This is a genomic window from Lactobacillus mulieris, from assembly GCF_007095465.1.
In the GTDB taxonomy this organism is placed as follows: Bacteria; Bacillota; Bacilli; order Lactobacillales; family Lactobacillaceae; genus Lactobacillus; species Lactobacillus mulieris.
This window is the reverse complement of the sequence record NZ_SDGL01000011.1, coordinates 42,578-66,984: the sequence shown is the minus strand read 5'-3', so window position 1 is coordinate 66,984 and position 24,407 is coordinate 42,578. Positions and strand designations below refer to the sequence as shown.

General features: G+C 33.8%; 21 protein-coding genes, 1 tRNA gene and 1 other annotated feature (1 of these 23 cut by a window edge). Of the genes, 7 read left to right on the top strand and 15 right to left on the bottom strand.

All coding sequences use genetic code 11. The annotated features are described in order from the left end of the window. Positions 1–122 precede the first annotated feature (122 nt). A complete protein-coding gene (locus ETI37_RS06135) occupies positions 123–1,550 on the top strand; it encodes an SNIPE associated domain-containing protein (RefSeq protein ID WP_006586495.1) in 1,428 nt (475 codons plus the stop codon). 139 nt (positions 1,551–1,689) lie between these two features. On the opposite strand, the gene ETI37_RS06130 is transcribed toward ETI37_RS06135, so the two are convergent. Continuing rightward, positions 1,690–1,766, bottom strand: a tRNA-Arg gene (locus ETI37_RS06130). 163 nt (positions 1,767–1,929) lie between these two features. Between ETI37_RS06130 and ETI37_RS06125 the strand changes: the two genes are divergently transcribed. From ETI37_RS06125 to ETI37_RS06115, 3 genes are all read left to right on the top strand, one after another. Then, on the top strand, positions 1,930–2,286 hold the full coding sequence (locus ETI37_RS06125) for an arsenate reductase family protein (protein WP_006587164.1): 357 nt from the start codon (positions 1,930–1,932) through the stop codon (positions 2,284–2,286). A gap of 11 nt (positions 2,287–2,297) precedes the next feature. Next, the gene (locus tag ETI37_RS06120) at positions 2,298–4,676 is read left to right on the top strand and encodes a Xaa-Pro dipeptidyl-peptidase (RefSeq protein ID WP_006586493.1); all 2,379 of its coding nucleotides are present in this window, start codon (positions 2,298–2,300) and stop codon (positions 4,674–4,676) included. A 344-nt stretch (positions 4,677–5,020) separates the two neighbouring features. Beyond that, the gene (locus tag ETI37_RS06115) at positions 5,021–5,530 is read left to right on the top strand and encodes a hypothetical protein (RefSeq protein WP_034535742.1); all 510 of its coding nucleotides are present in this window, start codon (positions 5,021–5,023) and stop codon (positions 5,528–5,530) included. A 47-nt stretch (positions 5,531–5,577) separates the two neighbouring features. Here the strand turns inward: ETI37_RS06115 and ETI37_RS06110 are convergent, their stop codons facing one another. Beyond that, complete coding sequence (locus ETI37_RS06110) at positions 5,578–6,756, bottom strand: MFS transporter (protein ID WP_006586491.1); 1,179 nt, start codon at positions 6,754–6,756, stop codon at positions 5,578–5,580. Between the two features lie 349 nt (positions 6,757–7,105). Further along, complete coding sequence (locus tag ETI37_RS06105) at positions 7,106–8,188, bottom strand: BMP family lipoprotein (RefSeq protein ID WP_006586490.1); 1,083 nt, start codon at positions 8,186–8,188, stop codon at positions 7,106–7,108. 191 nt (positions 8,189–8,379) lie between these two features. Here ETI37_RS06105 and ETI37_RS06100 point away from each other — a divergent pair, with 191 nt between their 5' ends. Further along, on the top strand, positions 8,380–9,135 hold the full coding sequence (locus tag ETI37_RS06100) for a nucleoside phosphorylase (protein WP_006587160.1): 756 nt from the start codon (positions 8,380–8,382) through the stop codon (positions 9,133–9,135). A 55-nt stretch (positions 9,136–9,190) separates the two neighbouring features. Here the strand turns inward: ETI37_RS06100 and glnA are convergent, their stop codons facing one another. The 3 genes from glnA to miaA all read right to left on the bottom strand — a co-directional run bounded on the left by glnA (position 9,191) and on the right by miaA (position 12,942). Beyond that, on the bottom strand, positions 9,191–10,528 hold the full coding sequence (glnA, locus tag ETI37_RS06095) for a type I glutamate--ammonia ligase (RefSeq protein ID WP_006587159.1): 1,338 nt from the start codon (positions 10,526–10,528) through the stop codon (positions 9,191–9,193). Between the two features lie 253 nt (positions 10,529–10,781). Then, the gene (locus ETI37_RS06090) at positions 10,782–12,029 is read right to left on the bottom strand and encodes a methionine gamma-lyase family protein (protein ID WP_006586487.1); all 1,248 of its coding nucleotides are present in this window, start codon (positions 12,027–12,029) and stop codon (positions 10,782–10,784) included. Beyond that, the gene (gene miaA / locus ETI37_RS06085) at positions 12,022–12,942 is read right to left on the bottom strand and encodes a tRNA (adenosine(37)-N6)-dimethylallyltransferase MiaA (protein ID WP_006586486.1); all 921 of its coding nucleotides are present in this window, start codon (positions 12,940–12,942) and stop codon (positions 12,022–12,024) included. The genes ETI37_RS06090 and miaA overlap by 8 nt, the downstream gene beginning before the upstream one ends. A gap of 68 nt (positions 12,943–13,010) precedes the next feature. Between miaA and ETI37_RS06080 the strand changes: the two genes are divergently transcribed. Continuing rightward, on the top strand, positions 13,011–13,190 hold the full coding sequence (locus tag ETI37_RS06080) for a DUF3042 family protein (RefSeq protein ID WP_006584464.1): 180 nt from the start codon (positions 13,011–13,013) through the stop codon (positions 13,188–13,190). Between the two features lie 89 nt (positions 13,191–13,279). Here the strand turns inward: ETI37_RS06080 and ETI37_RS06075 are convergent, their stop codons facing one another. The 6 genes from ETI37_RS06075 to ETI37_RS06050 all read right to left on the bottom strand — a co-directional run bounded on the left by ETI37_RS06075 (position 13,280) and on the right by ETI37_RS06050 (position 17,615). Continuing rightward, a complete protein-coding gene (locus ETI37_RS06075) occupies positions 13,280–13,681 on the bottom strand; it encodes a rhodanese-like domain-containing protein (protein ID WP_006586485.1) in 402 nt (133 codons plus the stop codon). A 44-nt stretch (positions 13,682–13,725) separates the two neighbouring features. Beyond that, complete coding sequence (locus ETI37_RS06070; RefSeq protein WP_006586484.1) at positions 13,726–13,935, bottom strand: YqgQ family protein; 210 nt, start codon at positions 13,933–13,935, stop codon at positions 13,726–13,728. Further along, a complete protein-coding gene (locus ETI37_RS06065; RefSeq protein WP_006586483.1) occupies positions 13,935–14,624 on the bottom strand; it encodes a rhomboid family intramembrane serine protease in 690 nt (229 codons plus the stop codon). Before ETI37_RS06065 ends, ETI37_RS06070 begins: the two co-directional genes overlap by 1 nt. A 37-nt stretch (positions 14,625–14,661) precedes the next feature. After that, positions 14,662–15,219, bottom strand: coding sequence for a 5-formyltetrahydrofolate cyclo-ligase (locus tag ETI37_RS06060; protein ID WP_006587156.1), 558 nt, complete (start codon positions 15,217–15,219; stop codon positions 14,662–14,664). 44 nt (positions 15,220–15,263) lie between these two features. Continuing rightward, entirely contained in the window at positions 15,264–15,413 is a 150-nt protein-coding gene (rpmG, locus tag ETI37_RS06055) for a 50S ribosomal protein L33 (protein WP_006586481.1), read from the bottom strand. Positions 15,414–15,488: 75 nt separating this feature from the next. Further along, a complete protein-coding gene (locus ETI37_RS06050; RefSeq protein WP_143458488.1) occupies positions 15,489–17,615 on the bottom strand; it encodes a peptidoglycan D,D-transpeptidase FtsI family protein in 2,127 nt (708 codons plus the stop codon). 110 nt (positions 17,616–17,725) lie between these two features. Here ETI37_RS06050 and ETI37_RS06045 point away from each other — a divergent pair, with 110 nt between their 5' ends. Further along, positions 17,726–20,284 carry a YfhO family protein gene (locus ETI37_RS06045; RefSeq protein ID WP_022091114.1) on the top strand — a complete coding sequence of 853 codons (2,559 nt, stop codon included), beginning with the start codon at positions 17,726–17,728 and terminating at the stop codon, positions 20,282–20,284. Between the two features lie 65 nt (positions 20,285–20,349). Here the strand turns inward: ETI37_RS06045 and greA are convergent, their stop codons facing one another. The 3 genes from greA to pheS all read right to left on the bottom strand — a co-directional run bounded on the left by greA (position 20,350) and on the right by pheS (position 24,351). Beyond that, positions 20,350–20,826, bottom strand: coding sequence for a transcription elongation factor GreA (greA, locus tag ETI37_RS06040; protein ID WP_006586478.1), 477 nt, complete (start codon positions 20,824–20,826; stop codon positions 20,350–20,352). Positions 20,827–20,892: 66 nt separating this feature from the next. After that, entirely contained in the window at positions 20,893–23,301 is a 2,409-nt protein-coding gene (gene pheT / locus ETI37_RS06035) for a phenylalanine--tRNA ligase subunit beta (RefSeq protein WP_006586477.1), read from the bottom strand. Further along, positions 23,302–24,351, bottom strand: a complete 1,050-nt coding sequence (gene pheS, locus ETI37_RS06030; RefSeq protein WP_006587154.1) for a phenylalanine--tRNA ligase subunit alpha — start codon at positions 24,349–24,351, stop codon at positions 23,302–23,304. It lies immediately after the preceding gene. A gap of 36 nt (positions 24,352–24,387) precedes the next feature. Further along, positions 24,388–24,407, bottom strand: a binding site (T-box leader) (it continues 184 nt past the right edge of the window).

The window sequence follows — 24,407 nt, the reverse complement described above, 5'->3', positions numbered from 1 at the left end:
ATTACTATTTACAAGTCGAGTCTAACAAGATTGGACTTTTTTATTAACTAAAACGATTTAACTAGCACCACGCGTATAATCATATATATTTAAAGCAAATACCATTGGGGAGAAAGAGAAAGATGGCACTATTTAAAAAAAATAAAAAACAAAATATAGACAATTCAAAGGATTCGAGTGTAAATTCAACTGAAAAAAGTTCTTCGAAAATCCAAACTAAGTCTTCAATTTTTAAATTATTTCACATAAAGGATTTAAAAAAAGAAATTGTTGACTTAACAAAAGAAAACCAATTACTCAAAGAAAAAGCTGACATTAGACTATCAATAAAACAAATGCAGCCAGAGCAACTTGATAACCTCATTAAGGATAAAAATGAAGAACTTAATAAATTAGATACTATAATTATTCAAAAGAAAGATAAAATTAAGAATCATGACAAAAAAATTGCTAGGCTAACAAGCCGACTAAAAGAATTAAATGCTAAAATTATTGATGTTTCAGATGAAATAAAGTATGAATCATATGGTCTTTACAAACCAAAATATAATTTTGCAAATTCTAGTACCTATAAAGGAAAACTTTCTGAGATTAGAGCTAATCAAAAATTGATGATTAAAAATGAAGTCGCAGCTGAAATCATTCATCAAATGACATTAAATGATTCAGTATCTCAAGGGAAAAAATTGCAAAAAAAGAATATTAAACAATTACTACGCTCATTCAACGGTGAATGCGAAGCTGCAATAAATAAAGTCACAAAGTCTAATTTTACTACAATAGAAAAAAGAATTAATCGTTCATTTGAGCAATTAAATAAGTTAAATGAAGAAAATAGTATCAGAATAACTGCAGAATATTTAGATAGTAAAATAGATGAGGCTCGCTTAGCTTTAGAATATGCTTTGAAGAAAGAAGAAGAAAAAGAAATTCTTAGAGAGCAACGACAAAGAGAGCAAGAAGAGCGTCAATTACAACGCGAATTAGAAAATGAACGTAAGAAATATGAAAAAGATGAATCTCATTTCCAAAAAGCCGAAAGATTAGTTGAAGAAAAAATAAAACAAACAACAAACGAAAGCGAACTTATTTCATTAAAAAATGAATTGCAACAATTACAAGCTAAGTTAGCTACTATTCAAGAAAAGAAAGAAAAACTCGAAAATCGAGCAGCTAACCCAACTGCTGGCTATGTATATATTATTTCAAATGTAGGTTCTTTTGGAAAAGACATATACAAAATCGGAGTGACACGTCGATTAGATCCGATGGATAGAATTAATGAACTTGGTAGTGCTTCGGTTCCATTTAAATTTGATGTCCATGCTTTAATATTTAGTGACCAAGCCTATCAACTTGAAGCTGAACTTCATAATTATTTCGACAAACAAAGAATTAATAAAGTGAACAGACGAAAAGAATACTTCAATATAACAATCAATGAAATCAAAAAGGTGTTAAAAGAACACAAGGATCTTACTTTTGATTTTCATGAAGTTCCAGAAGCTTCTGAATATCGTGATTCTCTTTTAATTGAAAAAAATAATTAAAAAAGAAAAGCTCAAGACAAATATATCAATATTAATCTGATATATTTTATGTTCTTGAGCTTTTTATTCTAAAATAGATAATTTTCGATAATTAACAAAAAATAAGGCTTAGGGCAATTACCCTAAGCCTTAATATTACTGGTGATTCGGGTGAGATTCGAACTCACGACCCACGGTTTAGAAGACCGTTGCTCTATCCAGCTGAGCTACCGAACCGCATCAGCAACATAAATTATTATATGTGATTGCTTTTTATGTGTCAACTAAAATTTGATAAAATAATTTGATAATATTCTTCCCTATTACCAATTAAATTGTTTTCTAAATTCTTCAAAAAATATTACTATATTATTAAATGATTCCTAAAGGAGATACGCTTATGAAATTTTATGGATATCGTCGTTGCTCTACCTCAAATAAGGCACAAAAATATCTTGATGAACATAATGTCGATTACGAATTTGTAGACATTACCCAAAATCCACCAACTGAAGCTGAATTCCAAACTTGGCTTTCAAAGTATCAGGATCGTGGCTTACGCTACTTTTTCAACACTAGTGGCCAACATTATCGTCAATTGCATCTCAAAGATAAACTCGATTCAATGACTCTTGAAGAGGCAAGTAAATTACTAGCAAGTGATGGTAAGTTAATCAAACGTCCCTTAATCACAGATGGTGAAAACTTATCCTGTGGCTTCAAAGAAGATGTTTATCAAAAGTTATGGCTTAAATAAGGAGAATATTTATGAAATACAACCAATATGCCCTTGTCAAAACTGACTTTGATCAAAAAGTAAAAGAATTAACTGAGATTAAGTTTTTACCAAGTGATTATGTAGATTACTCATTCGTCGATTTATTTAAATACTTGTTTAAACAAGCAATCGTTGAAGCAAAAACTGATGCCAGCAAAGAAGCCAAATTAGCAGAATTTGCGGTTAATGATAAAACTAGTTTGGCAGATTTTTTAAAAAACAATCCTAGCCAAATTACAGCTGATGAGTTCTATTGTGCGGCATTGCAACTACTAGGCTATCATGTGGTTTACGACTATGCATTTGATAAGCCAACTAGTTTAATGAAGAAAAATGCTCTACCTATTTTTGGAGATATTACTAACAAAAACGACTTAATTTCGGCCTTTTATCTCTTATTAAACACTCGTGCTAAAAATGGTCAAACCTATCTTGATGTCATAGCAGGACGTGGTTACTTTACCCAATTTTATGGTCAAAATAAGTTCATGTTCTTTAACGGTAAAAGTCTTCCTGTTTTCGACACTAGCAAGGTAATTCGGGAAGTTGTCTATGTTGAAAGTGATTTAGATACAGATCAAGATGGAGAAAGTGACCTCTTGCAAGTCACTATTTTTAGGGTACCTGAATCAAATGCTGGCCTTAAAGTTCCAGCTTTATACACTGCGGACCCCTACTTTGGCGGAATTATTGACAACGTTAAACGCAACCACAATGTTGATGAAAATTTAAGTGATGCAAGTTCTTGGTCTAACCCACAATACAAGGCAATGCCGACCGTCCCTGCTAAAAAGCCAAGTGGAGATACTAGTCAAGCTAGTGAAGAAGCAGTTCACAAAGCCGCTTACACCTTAAATGAATATATGCTGGCTCGCGGATTAGCTAATGTTTATGCTGGCGCAATTGGTACCCGTGGTAGCGATGGTTTAAGAATTACAGGGGCACCAGAAGAAACTGAAAGTGCCAAAGAAATCATTGAATGGCTTCATGGCGACCGCATTGCCTATACTGACCGCAGCCGTCAAACTGAAATTAAGGCTGACTGGTGCAACGGCAATGTCGGAATGACTGGTCGTTCTTACCTTGGTACTTTACAAATTGCAATTGCAACAACTGGCGTTGCAGGACTTAAAACAGTTGTTTCTGAAGCTGCCATTTCATCTTGGTATGATTACTATCGTGAACACGGTCTAGTTGTCGCTCCAGAAGCTTGCCAAGGAGAAGATTTAGATTTACTAGCTGAAACATGTCAATCTAATCTTGGGGATGCTGGCAGTCGTCTTAAGGTCCAAGCAAAATATGACCAAATGCAAAAAGATTTATTAGCTAAGAGTGATCGAACCACGGGGCAATATTCAGATTTCTGGGAAGCTAGAAACTACCGCCACCACACTGATGGCATCAAATGCTCATTTATCAGTGTCCATGGACTTAATGACTGGAATGTTAAACCTAAAAATGTTTACAAACTTTGGCAAAAAGTTTCTAAATTACCAATTGCCTCTCACCTTTTCTTACATCAAGGTCCTCACTATAATATGAACAACTTAGTTTCAATTGACTTTACAGACTTAATGAACTTATGGTTTGTTCATGAACTCCTTAATATTGAAAATGGAGCACTTACTCAATGGCCAAAAGTAATGATTCAAGACAACTTAGAGGCCGACACTTGGCATGAAGAAGAAAATTGGACAGATGATGGTAATGAAACGGTTTACTTCTTAAATGATGATATGACTTTAAATAAAAACCTTCCAGGCCACACTAAAAAATCCTTTACCGACCTTGGTGGCAAAGAATTTAAAGCAGCTAAAATTTCTGAATCAGCCTGGGAATATCAATTTATTTGTGGAGAAGAAAAATGGACTAAAGCCAGCCTCCGCTTCACTAGCGATGAATATGCACACCCGATTACCATCAATGGCCGTCCGCGTGTCCGCATTCGCGTTAGTGCAAGTCTAGCTAAAGGGCAATTATCTTGTGCCTTAGTTGAACTGGGCAAGCGTAAACGCCTAACTGCCACACCCAAATTCATTATGCCTGGTGGTCAAGAATTAGGTTATCGCTTCGGTGTTGATACCTTGCAAGAGTTTATGCCAGATAAAGAAACAAAAGCTAAGTTAATCTGTAAAGGCCATATGAACTTACAAAACTATCAAGACATGAAACATCCAAGCCAGATAGAGGCTAATCAAATGGTCTATTTAGACTTTTTACTTCAACCAACTTACTACAAGATGCCACGAGGCAGTCGATTAGCATTAATTGTTTATTCAACTGACCAAGCAATGACTAAGCGTCCATTAGAAGAAGAAACTTATACTATTGATTTAGCCCACAGTGAATTATCTTTCTGGCAGAAATAAACTATTAATAAATTTATGCTTATTTTCTGTAAATTTATTAATATATCAATATATTTTATTGCGAAAATGATATAAATATAGTATTCTAATACGCGGACACTTGCCTGTATTCTTTATAGGAAAGACGTCCACTTATTCCTAAATCAGAGCCACTCACCGTAATTGGAGAGTGGCTTTTTAGGTATAGAGAATACAATATAAATTCAATAATATTTTTAGCAAATACAATTTTTAGATTATATTTACTTTTTTCTTTACTATTTAGCTAGTAATTAAAGCGCTTTCCAAGGATGGGGGCCTGTATAATTAAATTAGGAAAAGTTATATCAAAAGATGTGGACAAAATGTTATTTCAATTTCTTTACATCATCCCTTGCATTCTTATTGTATCCGCAGTCCTTACACGAACTTTCCTTGCTACAAATACCAATTTAAAGGTTAAGGATTTACTGCCAGGTATTAAAGTAAGCATATTATTTGGACTCTTTAACTTAATCTTAGTTATCGCTGTTAAAGTTTTAACTAGCTTAACTTATACTTCTTTACTAATAATTGATGGAGTAGTTTCATTAATAGCTATGACTCTTATTTTAATTTTTGTAATTAAGCAACATCGCAATTATGCAGGCATCATGTTTTTTTCAATTGGCTTGCAACTGATTGCTTGGGGCAATCTAGCTAGTGAAGATGCTTTATTACTTTTAATTCCTTATCTAGCAATTTTGGGATTTGATTTAATCTTCGCATTATTTTATGGATTTCATAAAGAAGGCACTTGGTTTTGGAAATGCAGTTTAGAAACTAAAAATGCCTTTTTCAAACAAATTTCCCCTGTTATTCCATTCTTATATTAGTAACAAAAAAGTCATCGGGATTTTCCGATGACTTTCTTATTTTCACTTTAATGTTGATCAATCGCTCCATTTAGCCGCTTGCGATAAACAAAGTAAACAATTAAAACTAAGGGTACTAAAATCAATTGCACCAAATAGAAATATTGAATTGGCAAATAAGTATCAATGAATCCAGCAATAATTGGTCCAAAACTCATCCCCAAGTCAATTCCCATATAAAAGGTCGAACTAGCTAATCCTTGTTCTTCAAGTGGTGCTAACAATAACGCCGTTGACTGCAAAACCGAATATATAATTCCATACCCCACAGTCATTCCAATTGCGGCAAGCCCCATCATTAAGTCATTAGTCATAATTGCTAATATAAATAAATAAAAGAACATGCTAGCTGCCGCAACATAAAGCCAAACTCCAAACCTTACAGTATCAAAAAAGTTCTTTAATACAATCCGCAGTACTAGTAAAACAATCGCATAAATTACAAAATACATCCCCACGTGAATATCAAGATGTTTTTGCTCAGCATAAATCACAATATCAGCCTGGGTAATAAAATACGGAATTGCAAATAAAGCAGTCAAAATTGTAACAGGAAAAGCATTTTTCTGAACCAACTTAAACTTTTTCTTTAGTTTATTTTTTCTTACCTTCGGCATGGCATGATTTTCAACGAATTGAATGACGATAATCATCAAAATGCTGGCTACTGCTGCCAAAATAAATGAATTACGATAACCAATTGTATGGTATACATCAATAGCAATTGCTGGTGCGATTGCCATATCTAACGCATTCATTAAGCCATAAAAGCCCATTGCTTGTCCAACATGACTTCGCGGAACAAGCGCACCAAGCCAAGTAGTCATACATACTGTACATAACACAAAGCCAGTTCCATTTATTAATCTGAATAATAAGAGCAACTCACTATTAGGTGTGATTACATATCCAATAATTCCGATTGCAATCAATATTCCACCAATTAAAGACAACCGATATTTTGAAAAAATATCAGTAATATTACCTGCAATAGGACGTAAAAAAAGTGAAGCAACACTCATTATTCCGACTACAAATCCGGCAAAGCTACTACTAGCACCTAAGCTAATCGCATATCCATTGATTAAGGGCGTAATAAACATCACGCTAAACATGAAGAAAAATGAAGCCGCCATTACTAAAAATACATCTTTAGTATAAACAGTTTTTCCTTTATCTTTGTCCATAATTCCTCCTAGAATTTATTATTGTTTCTATTTATATCATACCAAGATTATAGTTCTTGCTTGAATGAGTTTTAAAATTTTTGCTTATTAAATCACTATATATTTTTGGTCAGTATATCGATATATCTTTAGTAAAGTTTTCAGTTGAGAGAAAATTTGGCTGAAATTTCTATAAATTTTCAGTTTACAGAAAATTATGCTAAACATCCCATAAATTTTCAGTTCACAGAAAATTACAAAGCCTGTTCTATTACTCTCACATCAGATATAAAAAAACACCTCACAATCGTTAGACCTATACCTAACAATTATGAGATGCTTCAAAAAATCATTAATTGTACTTTTTACTTTATTTTGGTGTTTTTTCTACGGTTATTTTTCCTGCAATAATTTGACTTCTAGCTGTTTGACTCGCCTTCCATGCATTAGTAGATAAATTGCCCTTAGTAATTGAAACACCATTATGCTCTAAGCCGTAAACTAAGTGCTGACCATCAGGGAACTTACCAATATATGCTTTATCAGCAATATCTTTAACAGCATAGCCCAATCCCTTTAATACTGAAGTTAACGTACAATTATCTTTCTTACCACTACTATTAGTATATTCACCTTGAGCTGATTGATCCGAATCAACCCCAATTACCCAAACTTTATTCTTTTCGCTTCTTGTTTTATTGAGATTCTTGGCTTCTTGAAAAACTCCATTACCAGCAGTTGCTGCTGCTTGATAAATAATATCAGCTTTTTTTGCATACATAGATTGAGCAATTGCTTTAGCCTTGTCAGTTGAAGTGAAATCTCCAACATACTGATCTAAGATTGTGATATTTCTACCTAATTTTTTAGCTGTATCACGGACCCCTTGTTTAAAACCTGCTTCAAACAAGTCTAGTACTGTCGATTTAGCTCCACCAATAAAACCAACAGTATTAGTTTTGGTAGTATATGCCGCAGCAACTCCTGCTAAGTATGATGCTTCGTTAGATTTAAAAGTTGCACTAACTACATTCTTTCGCCCTTCAATAACATCATCCATAATAACGAAATTTTTTTCAGGATATTTTTGTGCTACTGTGGCAACAGCTTCTTTTAATGCATACCCTACTCCATATAAAGTTTCAAATCCAGCACTAGCTGCTTGATTGAAGTTAGGGACAAAATCTCCTTCACTATTAGATTGAAAATATTGATATCCTCCCATTCCTTGACTAAGTTTATGTTCTTTACCAAAAGCTTTAAATCCGAGCCAAGCAGCTTCAGTAAAAGAGTGATCATCAACTCCACTAATATCCGTAATCAGGGCAATTGAATGCTTATTCTTCGCATTATTTTGACTAAGCGAACGTTTCGCACGACACCCAGATAGAGTTAATAGAATAACACCCATTAGTCCACTAGCTACTACAGCTTTGATTTGCGTCTTCTTCATCAAAAATCTCCTTCTAACATAAAAGCGAACAAATTCTATAATACGATATCTTTTTGACCGATTTTTGTCAATGCAAAATAGTAAAATATAATAACAAATATTTGCACACTTTTATATATTAAGAAACACTAGCTAGATTCGCATTGCCTATTATGATATTATTAAATAAATATTATTAAGAGGTGAAAAATGTGGAAAAATTATCATTAATGAACTTCGATTCAAATCCTAACGCTGTTCTTAATCCTAATCACGAAAATTTGGGATGCGATTTTGCTGACAAGCTTGTCTATCCTTTTGTCACTGATGAAAATTTTCAAGCTTTTTTAGCTGATAAAGATTATAAAATTGCTGCCAACTTTGAGACTTTTGCTTGCAACTTTTCTGTTTACCAAGTTCAGTATCATAATCAAACTCTTTCACTTGTTCGCCCACCTTTAGGTGCTAGTGCTGCTGTTCAACTTCTTGATTGGCTAATTGCCTATGGTGTAAAAGAAGTGCTAGCAATTGGCTCTTGTGGCGCTTTAACTTCTGGAAATGAAGGTGACTTCTTTTTACCAACTAAAGCCTTGCGTGATGAAGGCACCAGTTTTCATTATCTAGCTCCAAGCCGTTACATCAACTTAGTTAGTCCATTAGTGACGCAAGTTAAAGAGCAACTTGAAAAAAGAAGCCTGCCCTACACCGAAGTAACCACTTGGACAACTGATGGCTTTTTCAGAGAAACTAAAGCTAAAGTTGAACAGCATCTAGCTGAAGGAATATCGGTTGTTGAAATGGAATGTGCCGCAATGGCCGCTTGTTGCCAATTACGCCAGGTTCAATTTGCTCAGATTCTATACTCTGCTGACAGCTTAGCTAATTTTGAACATGATGCACGCAACTGGGGGCAAACGCGCCAAAAGGATGTCGTGGGTCTAGCTTGTGATATTTTAACAGCAATATAAAAAGGAGAGGTATAAACCTCTCCTTTTATAGTATTCAGATAGTTATTACTACATATTAGTAGTTCATGTAACGATTTCTTTCCCAATCTGAAACACTTTGAGTGTATTGAGCCCATTCAAGTTCTTTAGATTCAATAAAGCTTTGAGTTAAGTGTTCACCTAAAGCGTCTTGGATTAACTTATCTTGCTTGAAGTACTTAGTAGCATTATGCAAAGTTGAAGGTAAAGCAATAATTCCTCTTTCCTTCTTTTCTTCAGCAGACATTTCAAAGACATTTGAAGTAATTGGGGCCATTGGCATCTTAGCTTCCTTGATACCTTCAAGACCAGCCTTTAAGCAAGCTGCTAATAATAAGTATGGGTTAGCTGTTGGGTCAGCTGAACGCATTTCAAGACGAGTACCAATTTCTTCAGCATCTGGAATACGAACAAGTGGTGAACGGTTCTTGTTAGCCCATGAAATATATACAGGAGCTTCAAACCCTGGAATTAAACGCTTGTATGAGTTAACAGTTGGATTACCAACACAAGTTAAGGCTCTTGCATGGCTTAAAATACCATTTAAGAAGTAAAGAGCTGTCTTTGATAACTTGTATTCGCCATCCTTGTCATAAAAGACATTCTTGCCATCTTTGAATAATGACATATTAGTGTGCATACCTGAACCAGGTAAGCCTTCAACTGGCTTTGGCATAAAGGTTGCATGTAAGCCATGCTTTTTAGCAATTTGCTTAACAACCATCTTGAAAGTTAAAACCTTATCTGCAGTAGCAACTGCATCATCAAAGCGGAAATCAATTTCTTGTTGACCAGCACCAACTTCGTGGTGAGCTGCTTCAACTTCGAAACCAATCTTTTCCAAAGTTTCAACAATATCACGACGGCACTTAGCACCTTCATCTTCGCTAGCCATATCGAAGTATGAACTTTGATCAGTTGGCTTAGTAGTCCAGTTACCTTCACTATCTTCTTTGAACAAGAAGAATTCAGCTTCAAACCCAATTTCAAAGTTGCTGTAGCCCATATCTTTCATTTCAGCAACAACACGCTTTAAGTTGTTTCTTGGGTCACCAGCAAATGGAGTACCATCAGTATTATGAACTGAACAAATCAAACGACCAATCTTGCCGCCTTCATTATCGCCCCAAGGTAATACTGCCCAAGTTGAGAAGTCAGGGTATAAAACCATGTCACTTTCTTCGATTCGAACGTATCCATCAATACTTGAACCATCAAAACGAATTTCGTTTGCCAAAACTTTATCTAATTGACTAAGAGGAACTTCAACATTCTTTAATGTACCATTGATGTCTGTGAAGCATAAACGTAAGAAACGTACATTTTGGTCTCTAACAATTTTACGAATTTCTTCTTCAGTGTATACTTTCTTCATATTTCCACCTGTTAACATAATCTTTCTATCGTAACAAAATTGGTATAGTCCTAGAATCAATTATATTTCCTAAGAACATAGCCATATAATAGCCTTTGTTTTTTATTTTGTCAAACTGGTATAGTTATTTTATGCTAATTATATTGGACTACTTATTTTTCAAAAGTATAAAAAACATATGTGTAAGTAAGGCTAGAAAAGAAAATTGGTCTAAAAAAAAGAGCTGAAATCAGCTCTAATTTTTTATTAATATTTAAACTTTCTTAAAAAACAATTCATTAACTGCATTCATTACAGCAATTTTTACATGGGCATAAGTTAATCCACCTTGCATATATAATGCATATGGTTCTCTAATTGGACCATCAGCAGAAAATTCAATTGTTGAACCTGAAACAAAGGTCCCAGCTGCCATTACAACTTTATCTTCATAACCTGGCATATTGTATGGAACAGGGTCTACAAAAGAATCAACTGGAGAATTCTTTTGCAGCTCTTTGGCAAATTTAACCATTTTTTCTGGATCATGAAAAATAATATTTTGAATCAAATCCGTTCTAACTGCATCCCATCTTGGAGCAACTTCTAAACCCATTTTTTCTAACAGCGCACTACTAAAAACCATACCTTTTATAGCATTTACCACAGTATTAGGAGCAATGAAAAAGCCCTGCAAGAAATCTTGCATATTAGTTAAAGTAGCTCCTTCTTCTTCACATCCTGGTGCTAGTAATTCATAAGTGGCATTTTCAACCAATTGCTTTTTTCCTACAATGTAACCACCTGTTTTGGCAATTCCACCACCACCATTTTTTATCAAAGAACCAGCCATTAAATCTGCTCCATATTCTGTTGGTTCATGCTTTTCAGAAAATTCCCCATAACAGTTATCAATAAAAACAATTGCTGATGGTAAAACTTCTTTGACAAAAGCAATCATTTCTTTAATTTGCTCCACATTATAACTTGGTCTAGTGCTATATCCTTTAGATCTTTGAATTGCAACCATTTTTGGCTTATCACGAAGCAGAATTTCTTTAGCAGCCTGGTAATCAACTTGATTATTTTTTAATGGAACATAAGAAAACTTAATACCTCTTTGCATCAAGGTTCCTTGCTTATGTGGTGTAAGACCAATAACAGTTTGTAAAGTATCATATGGCATCCCGGTCAAATAAGTTAAAGTATCGCCTGCTTGTAAATTTCCTTTCATAGCTGTTGCCAATGTATGTGTGCCTGAAACAAATTGCGGACGTACTAAGGCAGCTTCAGTTTGAAATACTTCCGCAAAAATCTGCTCTAGCTTATCGCGCCCTGTATCATCATCACCATATCCATTTGTCCCTTTTAAATCAGCTTCAGCAACACTAGCATGCTTATAAGTTTCTAATACTTTGGCTTGATTATACACAACTTGTTCATCAAGCTCTGCTAATTTAGGGGCAATTAAGTTATTTACCTCTTTAACTATTTGAATTAGTTCTTTAGGATAATTATTCATTTTGCCATTGCTCTACTTTCGTTAAAATTTCTTCAAAATAATTCGGATTATTTAGAGAATCATACCAATTTACTGTTAACTTATTTCTAAAATAAGTTAACTGCCGTTTAGCATATTTTCTTGAGGCCTGTTTAAGTTTCTCAACACAAGTATTTAAATCACTTGTCCCTTCAAAATAAGGGAAAAACTCCTTATAGCCAATTGCTTGCAGAATTTGATATTCCCTAGCTCGATTTTCATAAATAAATTTAGCTTCGTCAAGTAACCCTTCAGTCATCATGATATCGACTCGCTTATTAATCCGATCATAGACTAGTTGACGCTCACTATTTAAACCAATTAATAAAGCATCATATCGTGGCTTTATTTGTACTTGTTGCTGACTAAATTTTTCTCCAGTCCGATCAATAACTGTTAAAGCTCGTAATACTCGCCGAGTATTTTCAACTGGAATCTTCTCACACGCCTGAGGATCCCTTTCTTGCAAAAGTTGCCACAACTTTTCAGGACCATGTTCAGCTAAGAAAACTTCAAACTTAGGTTCAACACTCGTTTCATATTCTCCTGGTTCTCCAAGCTGTAATTTATTAATCAAAGCATTGATATAAAACCCTGTTCCACCACAAATTATCGGTGTTTTTTTTATTTGAATTGTTTTATCAATCGCTTTAGTAGCATCTGCTACAAAGTCCTTAACAGAATATTCTTCAAAAACAGATTTCTGATTAATTAATAAATGGGGAGCAGCAGCTTGTTCTTCTTCAGTTGCCTTAGCTGTCCCAATTGAAACCTCGCGATATATCTGCATGGAATCGCCAGAAATTATTTGTCCATTTACTTGCTGAGCCAATTTAATCGCTAAGCTAGTTTTACCTACAGCTGTCGGTCCGACAACAACTATTATTTTTTGCATACCTTTTCCTTTAATAAAATGATAAATATTGCTAAAATTAAAGTAAATGAACTAGGAGGTAATTCAAAATGGCTAAAAAGTTTGGAGCCGGCTTTGTTACCGGAATGATTACTACTTTAGGTACAATTGCAGCAGGTGTTTTCACATACAAAAAGAAGGTCTTAGACCCTGCTGAACAAGAAGCTAAGCGAATTGAACAAAACCGCATTCGCGCTAACCGTAAGAGTCACTCAGCTCACTTAGGTTAAAGCAATATTTAAAATTGTTACTTAACATTATAATTATAAGTTACTAAAAAAACTTGCTGGTATTTATCCTAGCAAGTTTTTTTGTTTAATTAATATTTTGATGCCTTAGTACGACCATCCCAATTTTCTAAACCATCTTTTAGCCAAAAAATCTTTTTGTAACCGTCTTTTTGCAAAATTCTTGCGGCACGCAAAGTAATAGAACTTGCATCAGAATAAAGATAAACAGGTAAATCCTTTCTAATTTCACCATGTTGGTACTTAAACATGGTCATTGGAATATTACGCGCTCCATCAATATGCTTACGTTTAAATGGAGCACTTTCACGAACATCGATAATTTGCGCTTTTCGCATACCTGCTCGAAATTCTTCATTACTTAAAGCGCCACCAACTCTTTTAGCTTGGTATTTGTTCCATAGCCAAGAGCAAAGAAATGACAAGATAATAACTAATAAAATCGCATCAATAACTAATAAAAAAGTATTCACTATTTCTTTCTCCTCAAATTTTTCTTTATTTTATAATACCGCTCTTACGACTCTTTTTCATTCTTTTCTTCAATTTCATGTTCCCGTCGCAAAATAAGTTTTGCTGTTAAATAATCCTTTTGGCTAATTACTCCAGCATGGTGCAAATTATCCAGTTCTAAGGCCATCAGCTCAATATCCCATTTACGCTTACCAACATAAACTAAAATATTAAACTTTTTCAACAATTGTTGCACATCATATAAAGTTTTCATTATTCCGAAATAATAAATCCCATTCTCAAAGTTGCTAATATAAAAACAATTAATGCTAATGCTGCTAAAATTTTTATTGGTAATTTATAACCACGTAAGTTTTGATCTCCCAAAATTACTGTTAATAAAAATCCAGCAATTAATCCACCAACATGGCCCCAAGTATCAATTTGTGGGACATTAATATCAAACAAAAGGTTTATTACAGCTAATACAAATGATTGTCTTCCTAAATAGGCCATTCCCTCATGTGTCCGATTAGCGATACCTAATGCAATCATCGCCCCAAATAAGCCAAACAATGCAGTTGATGCTCCAGCACTTACCGCATTATCACTACCAAAAGCCAGTGTCATTAAATTACCACCAACTCCTGCTAGTAAATAAATAATTAAGAAACGTACATGTCCTAGCATTGGTTCTAAATATTGCCCCATATAAAAGAGCGTAACGCAATTAACAACCAAATGCAGTAATCCAATATGTAAAAATTGGGCGGTAAAAAGGCGCCACCACTGACCTAAAATAATAACCGCGGGGTTAAATTGCGCACCCAATTTAAATAAAACTGCTGAATCCTCTGATCCGCCATTGAATGTTTCTAAGGCAAACATTGCAACTAAAACCACAAAAATAGTATTAGTCATCGCATTAGTCTTATAATATTTTCTAATTCTTGGATTATTCATAAGTCACTATTCTTCATTCTTCCTTTTAGTTTGTCTATTACTTGGTTAAAGTAATTAATTCTCCAACTTGCTTATCAGTTACTTCAATTGGCCAAGCTGGCGTATCAAATAACATAACCGAATTAACTAAACTAACAGTTTTACAATTATGTTCAGCTAAAAAACAATCATAATAACCACCACCAAAGCCTAAACGATCATGACTTACCTTAGAAAAAGCAAGTCCTGGTACTAGCAATAAATCTAGTTGATTATTAATCTCAGTTGGATTTGCTACTTCCCAAACACCAAAGTCAGATTTTTCTAATCGGGTTTGGTCATCAAAATAAACAAAATCCATACTCTTATCATGATAACTTTTAGCTAAATAAGTTTTTATTCCCTTTTTTCTAGCTTGCTCAATAATTATTTGATTATCAATTTCAAAATCCAATGGGCAAGTTACACCGATTGTTTTCACTCCTTCAAGTAACGAATTAGCTAAAAATTTATTTTGTAATAAAATATCTTCTTCAACTTTTCGGTCCTTCTTGGCAAATTCTTTTAAACGAAGAATTTGTCGCTGTCTTAACTCTTTTTTCTTCATGTTTAACATTATAACAAAAAAACAACAGGCTTTTTAACCTGTTGTCTTAGTAATTACTTAGTTTCGCGGTGAAGCGTAGCCTTTCTTTCACGTGGGCAATATTTCTTCAAAGCCAAACGTTCAGGGTGCTTACGCTTATTCTTCTTAGTTAAGTAGTCTCTTTCGCCACATTCAGTACATTCAAGAATAATGTTATCTGCCATTTCTTCCACCACCTATTAAATTTATTTCGACTGTTCAATGATAGCATTTTTCAATAGCTTTTACCAGAAAAAATATTAGTTTTCTGCGTATTTATTTAATTTGAAGTAATCTTCAACCATTTCTTTAGCTACTTGCAATGTGTAAGTACCTTCCAAGTTAGGATCCAAACCTGGGAAAACCACTACTACAGCTAATTTTGGCTTACTTGAAGGAGCAAAACCAACAAAAGTAGTATTGATTAATTCAATTGGATCACTGCTACTATTCTTTTTCTTACTTGCACTGGCATCATAGTAAAAAGTTTGAGCAGTACCAGTCTTACCTGAAATACTTGGCTTAACATCCTTTAATGTATGGGCGGTACCCCAAGCATTGGTCCCATGTACTACACGGTACATCCCTGTTTTAATAACATTCAATTCACTACTTGTCCAAGGTATTCTAAATTGAACATTTGGTGTTTTAGAGTAATTAATTGAAACTTTTGTACCACTTGAATTAGTTTGACCAACTGATTGTACCAAATATGGTTGCATTCGATAGCCACCATTTGCAATGGTTGAAATGTATTGTGCCAGTTGGATAGGAGTATATGCATCATAGTTACCATAGGATTCGTCAAGTACTGAACCAGAAAGCAATTGACCAGATGAATTATGGGTCTTACCTTCAATACCTGAAATTTCTCCTGGTAAATCTATTCCTGTCTTTTGTCCCAATCCAAACATCGCAAAATTGCGTCTTAAAATATCAAAAGCATCAGTCGGCATATGAATATACGTTTTTGGTGTATACTTGGCATTCAACCATCTTAATGTAAGTTGCATCATGTAAATGTTACTTGATACTTCAAGGGCTGTTTCTGCATCCAATGAACTGAAAGTCCCAACTGGATAAACAGATTTCTTAACTGGTGTACCAGGTAAGTAAATTGGTGTATCTGGCAAAGTATTACTACTTGGTGTAATAACTTTATTAATTAAACCACCTGCAACTTGCGCACCCTTTACAACAGACCCCATAACAAATGATTGGTTAATAACACCTAAAGCATCATCAGTAACTTTATTAGTTTTCACATCATGGTCTAGTCCTGCTACTGCTTTAATTGCTCCTGTATTTGGATCCATTGCAATTGCAAATGCACCACTTGAATAATGAGCTGCACCTGCTGATAAGGCAGAAGAATATACAGATTTTAATTTCTTTTGTACTTTTGCTTGATATTTAGAATCAAGTGTCAGAATCAAACTTGCCCCAGCTTGCCCTTTATAGACAGTTTTAGTTTGCGTAACTGTTCCATTGGACTTAGTTGTTAATTTACTTTCAGTCTTAGTGCCTTTAAGTAAAGCTTCATATTCCTTTTCAAGATAAGAAGTCCCCACTCGGTCATTACGTGAATAACCTTGAGCTAAGTAATATTGCAAGTTTTCACTAGGTAATCCAGCTTTTTCGGAAGAAACAGATCCAATAATAGTCTTAATTGAAGATCCATTAGGATAAGTTCTCTCCCAATCAGTCCCTATTCCAACACCAGGTGAATCAGATAAATGTTCACCAACCAAAGCAACTTCTTTATCAGTTAAATTTTGATTTTTAATATAGATTGTTGACAAGCTATAAGCACCAGAAATCTTATTAAAAATCAAAGCAGCAGTCTTTTGTCTGCTAGTATAATGCTTCTTTTCTTTAATAACTTGCTTTTCTAGTGTGGAATAGACCTTTGAGTTACTTAACTCGTTTCCATCTGAATCATACTTTTGTGACTTAGGCAATTTTGCATATTCTTTAGCATAATTGCTGCTATTACCTAAATAATAAGCAGCTAGTTGCAAGTCAGTTGGTGTTTCATTACTAATAGTAATATATTGACTCAAAGCTGTAGAAATATTATAAATTTGTTTACTAGTAACTGACGAGCCCTTAGTATAAGTAATAGCGTTATTAGCCTTATTACCAACTAAAACGCGACCTTTATCATCATACATAATGCCTCGTGGAACTGCACTAGTAACCACCGTGTCATCGCTTTTTTGCACTTCTGAATGAAAACGACTACCATAAATTAATTGCAAATATGCTAGTTGTCCTATCAACATTGCGAATAAAATAAAAATGACACCTAAAATTATTTTCATTCTGATTGGCGTTTCAGCCGCTTTTCGATCAGATTTATGATTATTATTTTTTAAAAAATTCAAGAAAATCAACCTCACTAGTCAGTCAATATTTTAGCAGATAGCTTTGTGTTATGCTATGTATATCCCAATGTTAGTTTCAATGTTTTTTAAATCTTAAGTAAATGAGGAAAATGAAAATTAATTATCAAGACAAACATGTTCGTACAATTTTATATTTATTAAGTTTTTTTATTCCATTTGCAATATTTGCTGGTTACTTTGCTATGCATGGTATGCGAATCTTAACTGTTGATTTAGGTCAGCAATATATTGATTTGCTTGCGTTTTATAAAGATCACTTCTTTAATCCTGCCGCATACAGTTATAGTTTTGCAAATGGATTAGGTGGCAGTTTAATCGGAACTTTCTTCTATTATTTAGCTAGCCCATTTAATATGCTTTTACTTTTCTTCAGCAAGACTCAATTACCTATTGCTATTTATTGGATTATTTCACTTAAAGTTGGCACAATTGGCTTAACTAGCTATTATTATTTTCAAAAACATTATCAAAAGATTTATGCCTTAGCAGGTAGCAATGCTTTTGCCTTATCTGGTTATGTTATTGCCTACAACTTGAATTTAATGTGGCTTGACAGCTTAATTTTGCTGCCATTATTAATTTTGCAAATTCATCAAGTGGGCAAAAAAAACTGGTTAATTCTTGTTACTTTCCTTCTTTGGGTAACTGATTTTTATACTGGCTACATGGCTTTGGTGTTTGGCTTCTTTTACTTTGCCATTTATTTATTCAATCATCCTACTAATTGGCAAAAGAAATTACTCAATTACGTAATAAAATCAACTACCGCTACTTTATTAGCAGCCTTTGCCTTAATTCCTACTATTTATGAAATAATTAATAATAAAAATAGCAGTGCCGTCTTTAATTGGGGAATTCAATTTACTCCATACAAGCTACTAGGTAAATTTATTTCAGGTTCATATAGTTTCCATGAAATGCAAGCTGGATTACCTAATGTATACCTTACAATTTTATTTTTCCTAATTAGCTTAACTTACTTTTTAAGCCAAGAATTCAGTCTTAAAGAACGATTGAGCTACGCAATTTTATTATTATTTTTATTTATTTCTTGCTGGTTTAATCCATTAGTTCTTTTCTGGCATTTAGGACAATTTCCAACTTGGTATCCTGCTCGCTTCAGTTTTGTCATTAGCTTTTTATTAATTGAACTTGCACTCAAAGTATTGTCAAGACAAAGTAAGATTTCAATTAAGCAATTAATATTAATTGTTTTAATATCAGCTGGACTCTTTACTTGGTTATTAACTAAGAATCGATTTGATTTTCTAGATCACAATAAGGTTCTAATTAGTTTAGTTTTCGCTGTCATTGCTATTATTATTGCAGCTGCTTTACCTCTAAAAAATATCTTAGTACAAGGGTTAATCTGGGGTTTGACCATTATTGCTACAGCTTTAAACCTAAATTCAAGCTTAAATAGTATTTCTTATCAAGTAAATGAAGATTATAGCAACTTTACTGAAAATGTTGCAAGTGCTACCAATTCAATTAAGAGCCAAGACAGTAGCCTATATCGCTTAGAAAAAACTTTTTCTCGTTCTGACGATGATCCATTTAGTGATGGTTATTATGGTTTATCAGTTTTCAATTCAATTGCCAATTCTAAAATTAATAGCTTCATTAGCTATCAAGGACTAGCACATAACTCTAATGCATTTATCAATAAGTTTTCAACACAAGTATTAGATTCACTGTTAGGTGTAAAATATACCTTACAGCCTTATTATGGCGATGATAATGTTAAAAATAGTCAGAGAATGAAATACAATAATCGACTATATCGAACTGATATTAATTCAATGACATTCGGTGGAGATTTTAAGCAACTATCTTATGCAATTAACCAAACAGCCTTACCTCTTGCTTATATCTCTCAAAGAAATTGGGCTACCAATTATTTTGAAAACCAGCCTATCAAAAATCAGCAATCATTTTATACTGCTGCAACCGGTGATAAAACCAACTTATTTACTGCAATTAATCTTCCAACTGCACAATTGGAAAATGCGAAAGCTAGTGGTAATTCAACTTACCAAAAAAAGGTTTTGACCCAAGTTGCAACCATTTCATACTCTTTTACTCCAAAAACTAATAATTCCTATTACTTACAATTACCAGCTAGTTTAACAGGAAAAATTGTTTCATTTACTATTAATGGCGAAAGTGTTGATATAGATGCTCGTTATGATCAGGTCAAACTTCTTAATATTGCCAATAAACAAAAAGGCAAAAAATTAGTTCTTTCATTTACTTTATTAAAAAACAAAGTAAATTTAGCAAATATCATTATTTGGGAACTAAATTCTAAGCACCTTACTACTACTTTGACTAAACTTAAAGAGAACCAACCAATTGTTAAAGAAACAAAAGCTGGTACTATTGAAACTTCAACTTTTACAACTAGTGGCAATAAAACACTTAGAACTAGTATTCCTTACGACAATAATTGGACCATCTATGATAATGGTAAAAAAATCAACTATACTAAATTCACTAATACCTTCTTAGAAATTCAGTTAGTTAATGGGAAACATCAAATAAAATTTGTTTATGTGCCACATCAATTCTATTTAGGCTTACTATTAAGTGTAATAACTGGAATTTGCCTTTTAGCATATTATTTTTATCATAAACGAAATCAATAACAAACATTACAAAAAGAGCTGATACAACTTCGTATCAGCTCTTTCGTTCTATTGTTTAATGTTAATTAAGCTTTAACGTCATTAATAACAACATCAAAACTTCCACCTGGTGTACTGATTGAAACAGTATCACCTTTATGCTTACCAAGTAATGCTTGTGCAATTGGTGAATCATTTGAAATCTTGCCGTTTAATGGATCTGATTCATCAGAACCAACAATTGTATAAGTTTCTGGATCATCTTCACCAACTTCAGTATAAGTTACAGTCTTACCAACTGAAACTTCATTAGGATCAACACTATCAGCATCAATAACATCAGCATATTTAAGCATTTGTTCAACTTGAGCAATCCGTTGTTCTACAGCACTTTGTTCATCTTTAGCTGCATCATATTCTGAATTTTCAGATAGGTCACCATATGAACGAGCAACTTTAATTCTTTCAATAACTTCTGGACGCTTAACAAGTTTTAATTCTTTAAGTTCTGCTTCAAGCTTTTCTTTGCCTGCGGCAGTCATTGGATATGTTTTTTGTGGCATATTAATCTCCCTTTATTGATATTTCACCAGTCAATAATATTTAATTCACTAATGAAAGTCAATAGATTAACGTACTTCTACTTCTAATTGACTAGTTAAAGCTTCACTAACTGCGTTTACAGCCTTAGTTACAACTTCATCTGTTAAAGTTTCTTTTTCATTTAAGAATGTTAATTTATAAGCCAAACTCTTTTTACCAGCTTCAATATGTTTACCTTGATATACATCAATTACATCAAGTTTAACTAAATATTTACCAGCATTTTCACGAATGACATTTGCGACTTCATCACTAGTTACATTTTCAGCAACCAATAATGACATATCACGTTCAACACTTGGATATTTAGGAGCTGGCATTGATTTAGTCTCACCATCCATAAGTGGCAAGATCAAATCTAAATTAAGTTCGTAACCATATAGTTCTTTTCCACGTAAATTCTTATCAAACAAGTTAAGAAGTGGGGCAATTTGTCCAACAAAGCCCACATATTGGTCATTAATATAAATACCGGCTGTTCTAGTTGGATGCATACCAGGCAAATTAATCGCCTTATATTCAATCTTAGCAGGAGATTTAATTACAGCATCAAATAATGTTTCAACTTGACCTTTAACATAGTAAAAATCAACTTTTTCTTCAATATGTTGCCAATTTACTTCTTCTACTGTGCCAGAATATAGAGCTGCTAAATGAGTATGTTCATTGTATTCATCATTTTCATGATCATACACACGCCCTTGTTCAAAAATTCGAACTTCATTTTGTTTGCGAGCAAAGTTATAGCTAGCAGTTTCAACCAAGCTGGCCATTAAGTTTTGTCTCATTGTTGTTCTAGCTGAATTAAGTGGCCATTCAACTTTAACTGGTGCTAATGCTTTATCTCTAAACAAATATGCTAAATCTTCACTAGTTAATGAATAATTGATAGTTTCGACAAGACCTTGTGCCTCAACTAAGTGACGCAAATGTCTTACCTTTATTTCATCAGCATTGTAACCACCATGAGTTTGACCAAGTACAGGTTGAGTTGACTTAATGTTGTCATAGCCATAAATTCGACCAACTTCTTCAACTAAATCAGCTTTAATTGAAATATCCCAACGTCTATTTGGAACAGTTACAGTTACTTCATCACCTGCTGATTTAGTTACAAAGTTTAAGCGATTGAAAATGGTTAAAATTTCTTCATTTGATAATTCTGTTCCCAAAATTTTGTTGAAATAAGCAAAGTTAGCTGTAATTTCACATTTAGGCTTTTCTTCATTTTGAGCATAAATAATGCCTTCGTTAACTGTACCTTCTGCATGATTTCTAAGAAGTAGTGCAGCCATGTTAAGTGCTTTTTCAGTATTATCCCAGTTAAGTCCCTTTTCAAAACGAGCAGATGATTCACTTCTTGCATCATGCCGTAAAGCAGCTTTTCTAACTAATGCTGGGTCGAAAACTGCACTTTCCAAAATCACATCAGTTGTTGAATCTGTTACTTCTGAATTAAGCCCGCCCATAACACCTGCTAAGGCGACTGGCTTAGTTCCATCTGTAATGACAATATCTTCAGAATTTAATTCTAATTCATTTTCATTAAGTAAAGTTAATTTTTCACCCTTTTTAGCTAAACGAACTTCGCACTTACCAGAAAATGCACTAGCATCATAGGCATGCATTGGTTGACCCGTTAAAAGCATAACGTAATTAGTAGCATCAACTACATTGTTAATTGGGCGAATTCCGGCATTCCATAAACGTGTTTGAAGCCAAAGTGGACTTGGAGCAATTTTTACATTTGAAACTTTTCTCATTAAGAATTTTGGTGCGAGCTTTTTATCTACACTAACACTTAATTCATTTGTCCAATCGCTTCCGTCACCCTTTAAAGCGACATCTTCAATGTTAGGCTTTTGATCAACAATTGCACCAACTTCATATGCTGCTCCTTCCATAGAAAGAGTGTCAGCACGGTTAGGAGTGATATCAAAATCTAAAATGTAATCGTCCATACCTAAGGCTTCATAAACATCAGTCCCTGGTTTAATTGCTTCAGGAAATACAAAAATTCCATCAGCAAATTCTTGTGGTACAACACTATCGCTAAAACCAATTTCTTGTAAACCACAAAGCATCCCATTTGAAACAACACCACGAATTTTACCGCGCTTAATCTTTTCATTACCAGCAATTCTAGCTCCGTGCAAAGCAACAATAACATATTCGCCCGCAGCAACATTGGGTGCTCCACATACCACTTGAATTGGTTCATCTTCACCTACATCAACTTGAGTAATATGTAAATGATCAGAATCTGGATGCATTTCACATTCTAAAACGTGACCAACCACTATCTTTTTTAACCCTTCCATAGGGTGGTCAACTGATGCTATTTCGATCCCAGTTCTAGTGATTTTTTCTGCTAACTCATTAGGATCAATATCTAACTTTAGAAAATCTTGTAACCATTTATATGAAACTAACATCTAGTCTTCCTCCTGACGAAATTGTGTTAAGAATCTAATGTCATTAGTATAGAAATCACGAATATCATCTACACCATATTTCAAAATTGCAAAACGGTCTAACCCTAAACCAAAAGCAAAGCCACCATAAACTTCCGGATCTAAACCGGCATTTCTAATAACATTAGGGTGAACCATTCCTGCACCTAATACTTCTATCCAACCAGTATATTTACATACTGGACATCCCTTACCATCACAATTGAAACAAGAAACATCCATTTCAACACTTGGTTCAGTAAATGGAAAATAACTTGGTCTTAACCGGGTTTCTCTATCTTGACCAAAAACATGTTTTGCAACTGCTTCTAAAGTTCCTTTCAAATCTCCCATGGTAATGTTTTTATCAACAACTAGCCCTTCCATTTGAGCAAATTGATGTGAGTGAGTTGCATCATCATCATCACGACGATAAACCTTACCTGGTGAGATCATCTTTAAAGCACCATTTTCAAAATTATGTTTTTCCATTGTTCTAGCTTGAACAGGAGAAGTTTGGCTTCGTAAAAGATGACCTTCATCAACAAAGAAAGTAGCTTGCATATCACGAGCTGGGTGATCCTTAGGTAAGTTAAGCATTTCGAAATTATAATGCTCTGTTTCAATTTCTGGTCCTTGAACCACTTGAAAGCCCATACCAATGAAAAATCTTTCTAAATCATCTTGAATAATTCTAATTACGTGCTTAGAACCAAGACGAGTTTTTCTACCTGGTAAGGTAACATCAACTGCTTCCGCCTTTAATTTTTCAGCAACTAACTTTTTCAAAAGATCTTTTTTAGCATCATCAAGTTTTTGATTAAACAAGTCACGTAATTCATTAACTCTTTGACCAACTTCTCGACGATTTTCAGGCGCAACTTCCTTCATTGAGTGAAGAATTTCAGTTAATTCTCCCTTTTTACCAACTAAAGTTACCCGTACATCGTTTAACTTCTTTTCATTTTCAGCTTTTTGAATTTGTGCTAAACCTTCATCACGTAATTTAGCCAATCTTTCAAATAAATCCATACTGCGTCCCTTTCTAAACAAAAAAAGCTTCGCCCCAACAGGGACGAAGCTTCGCG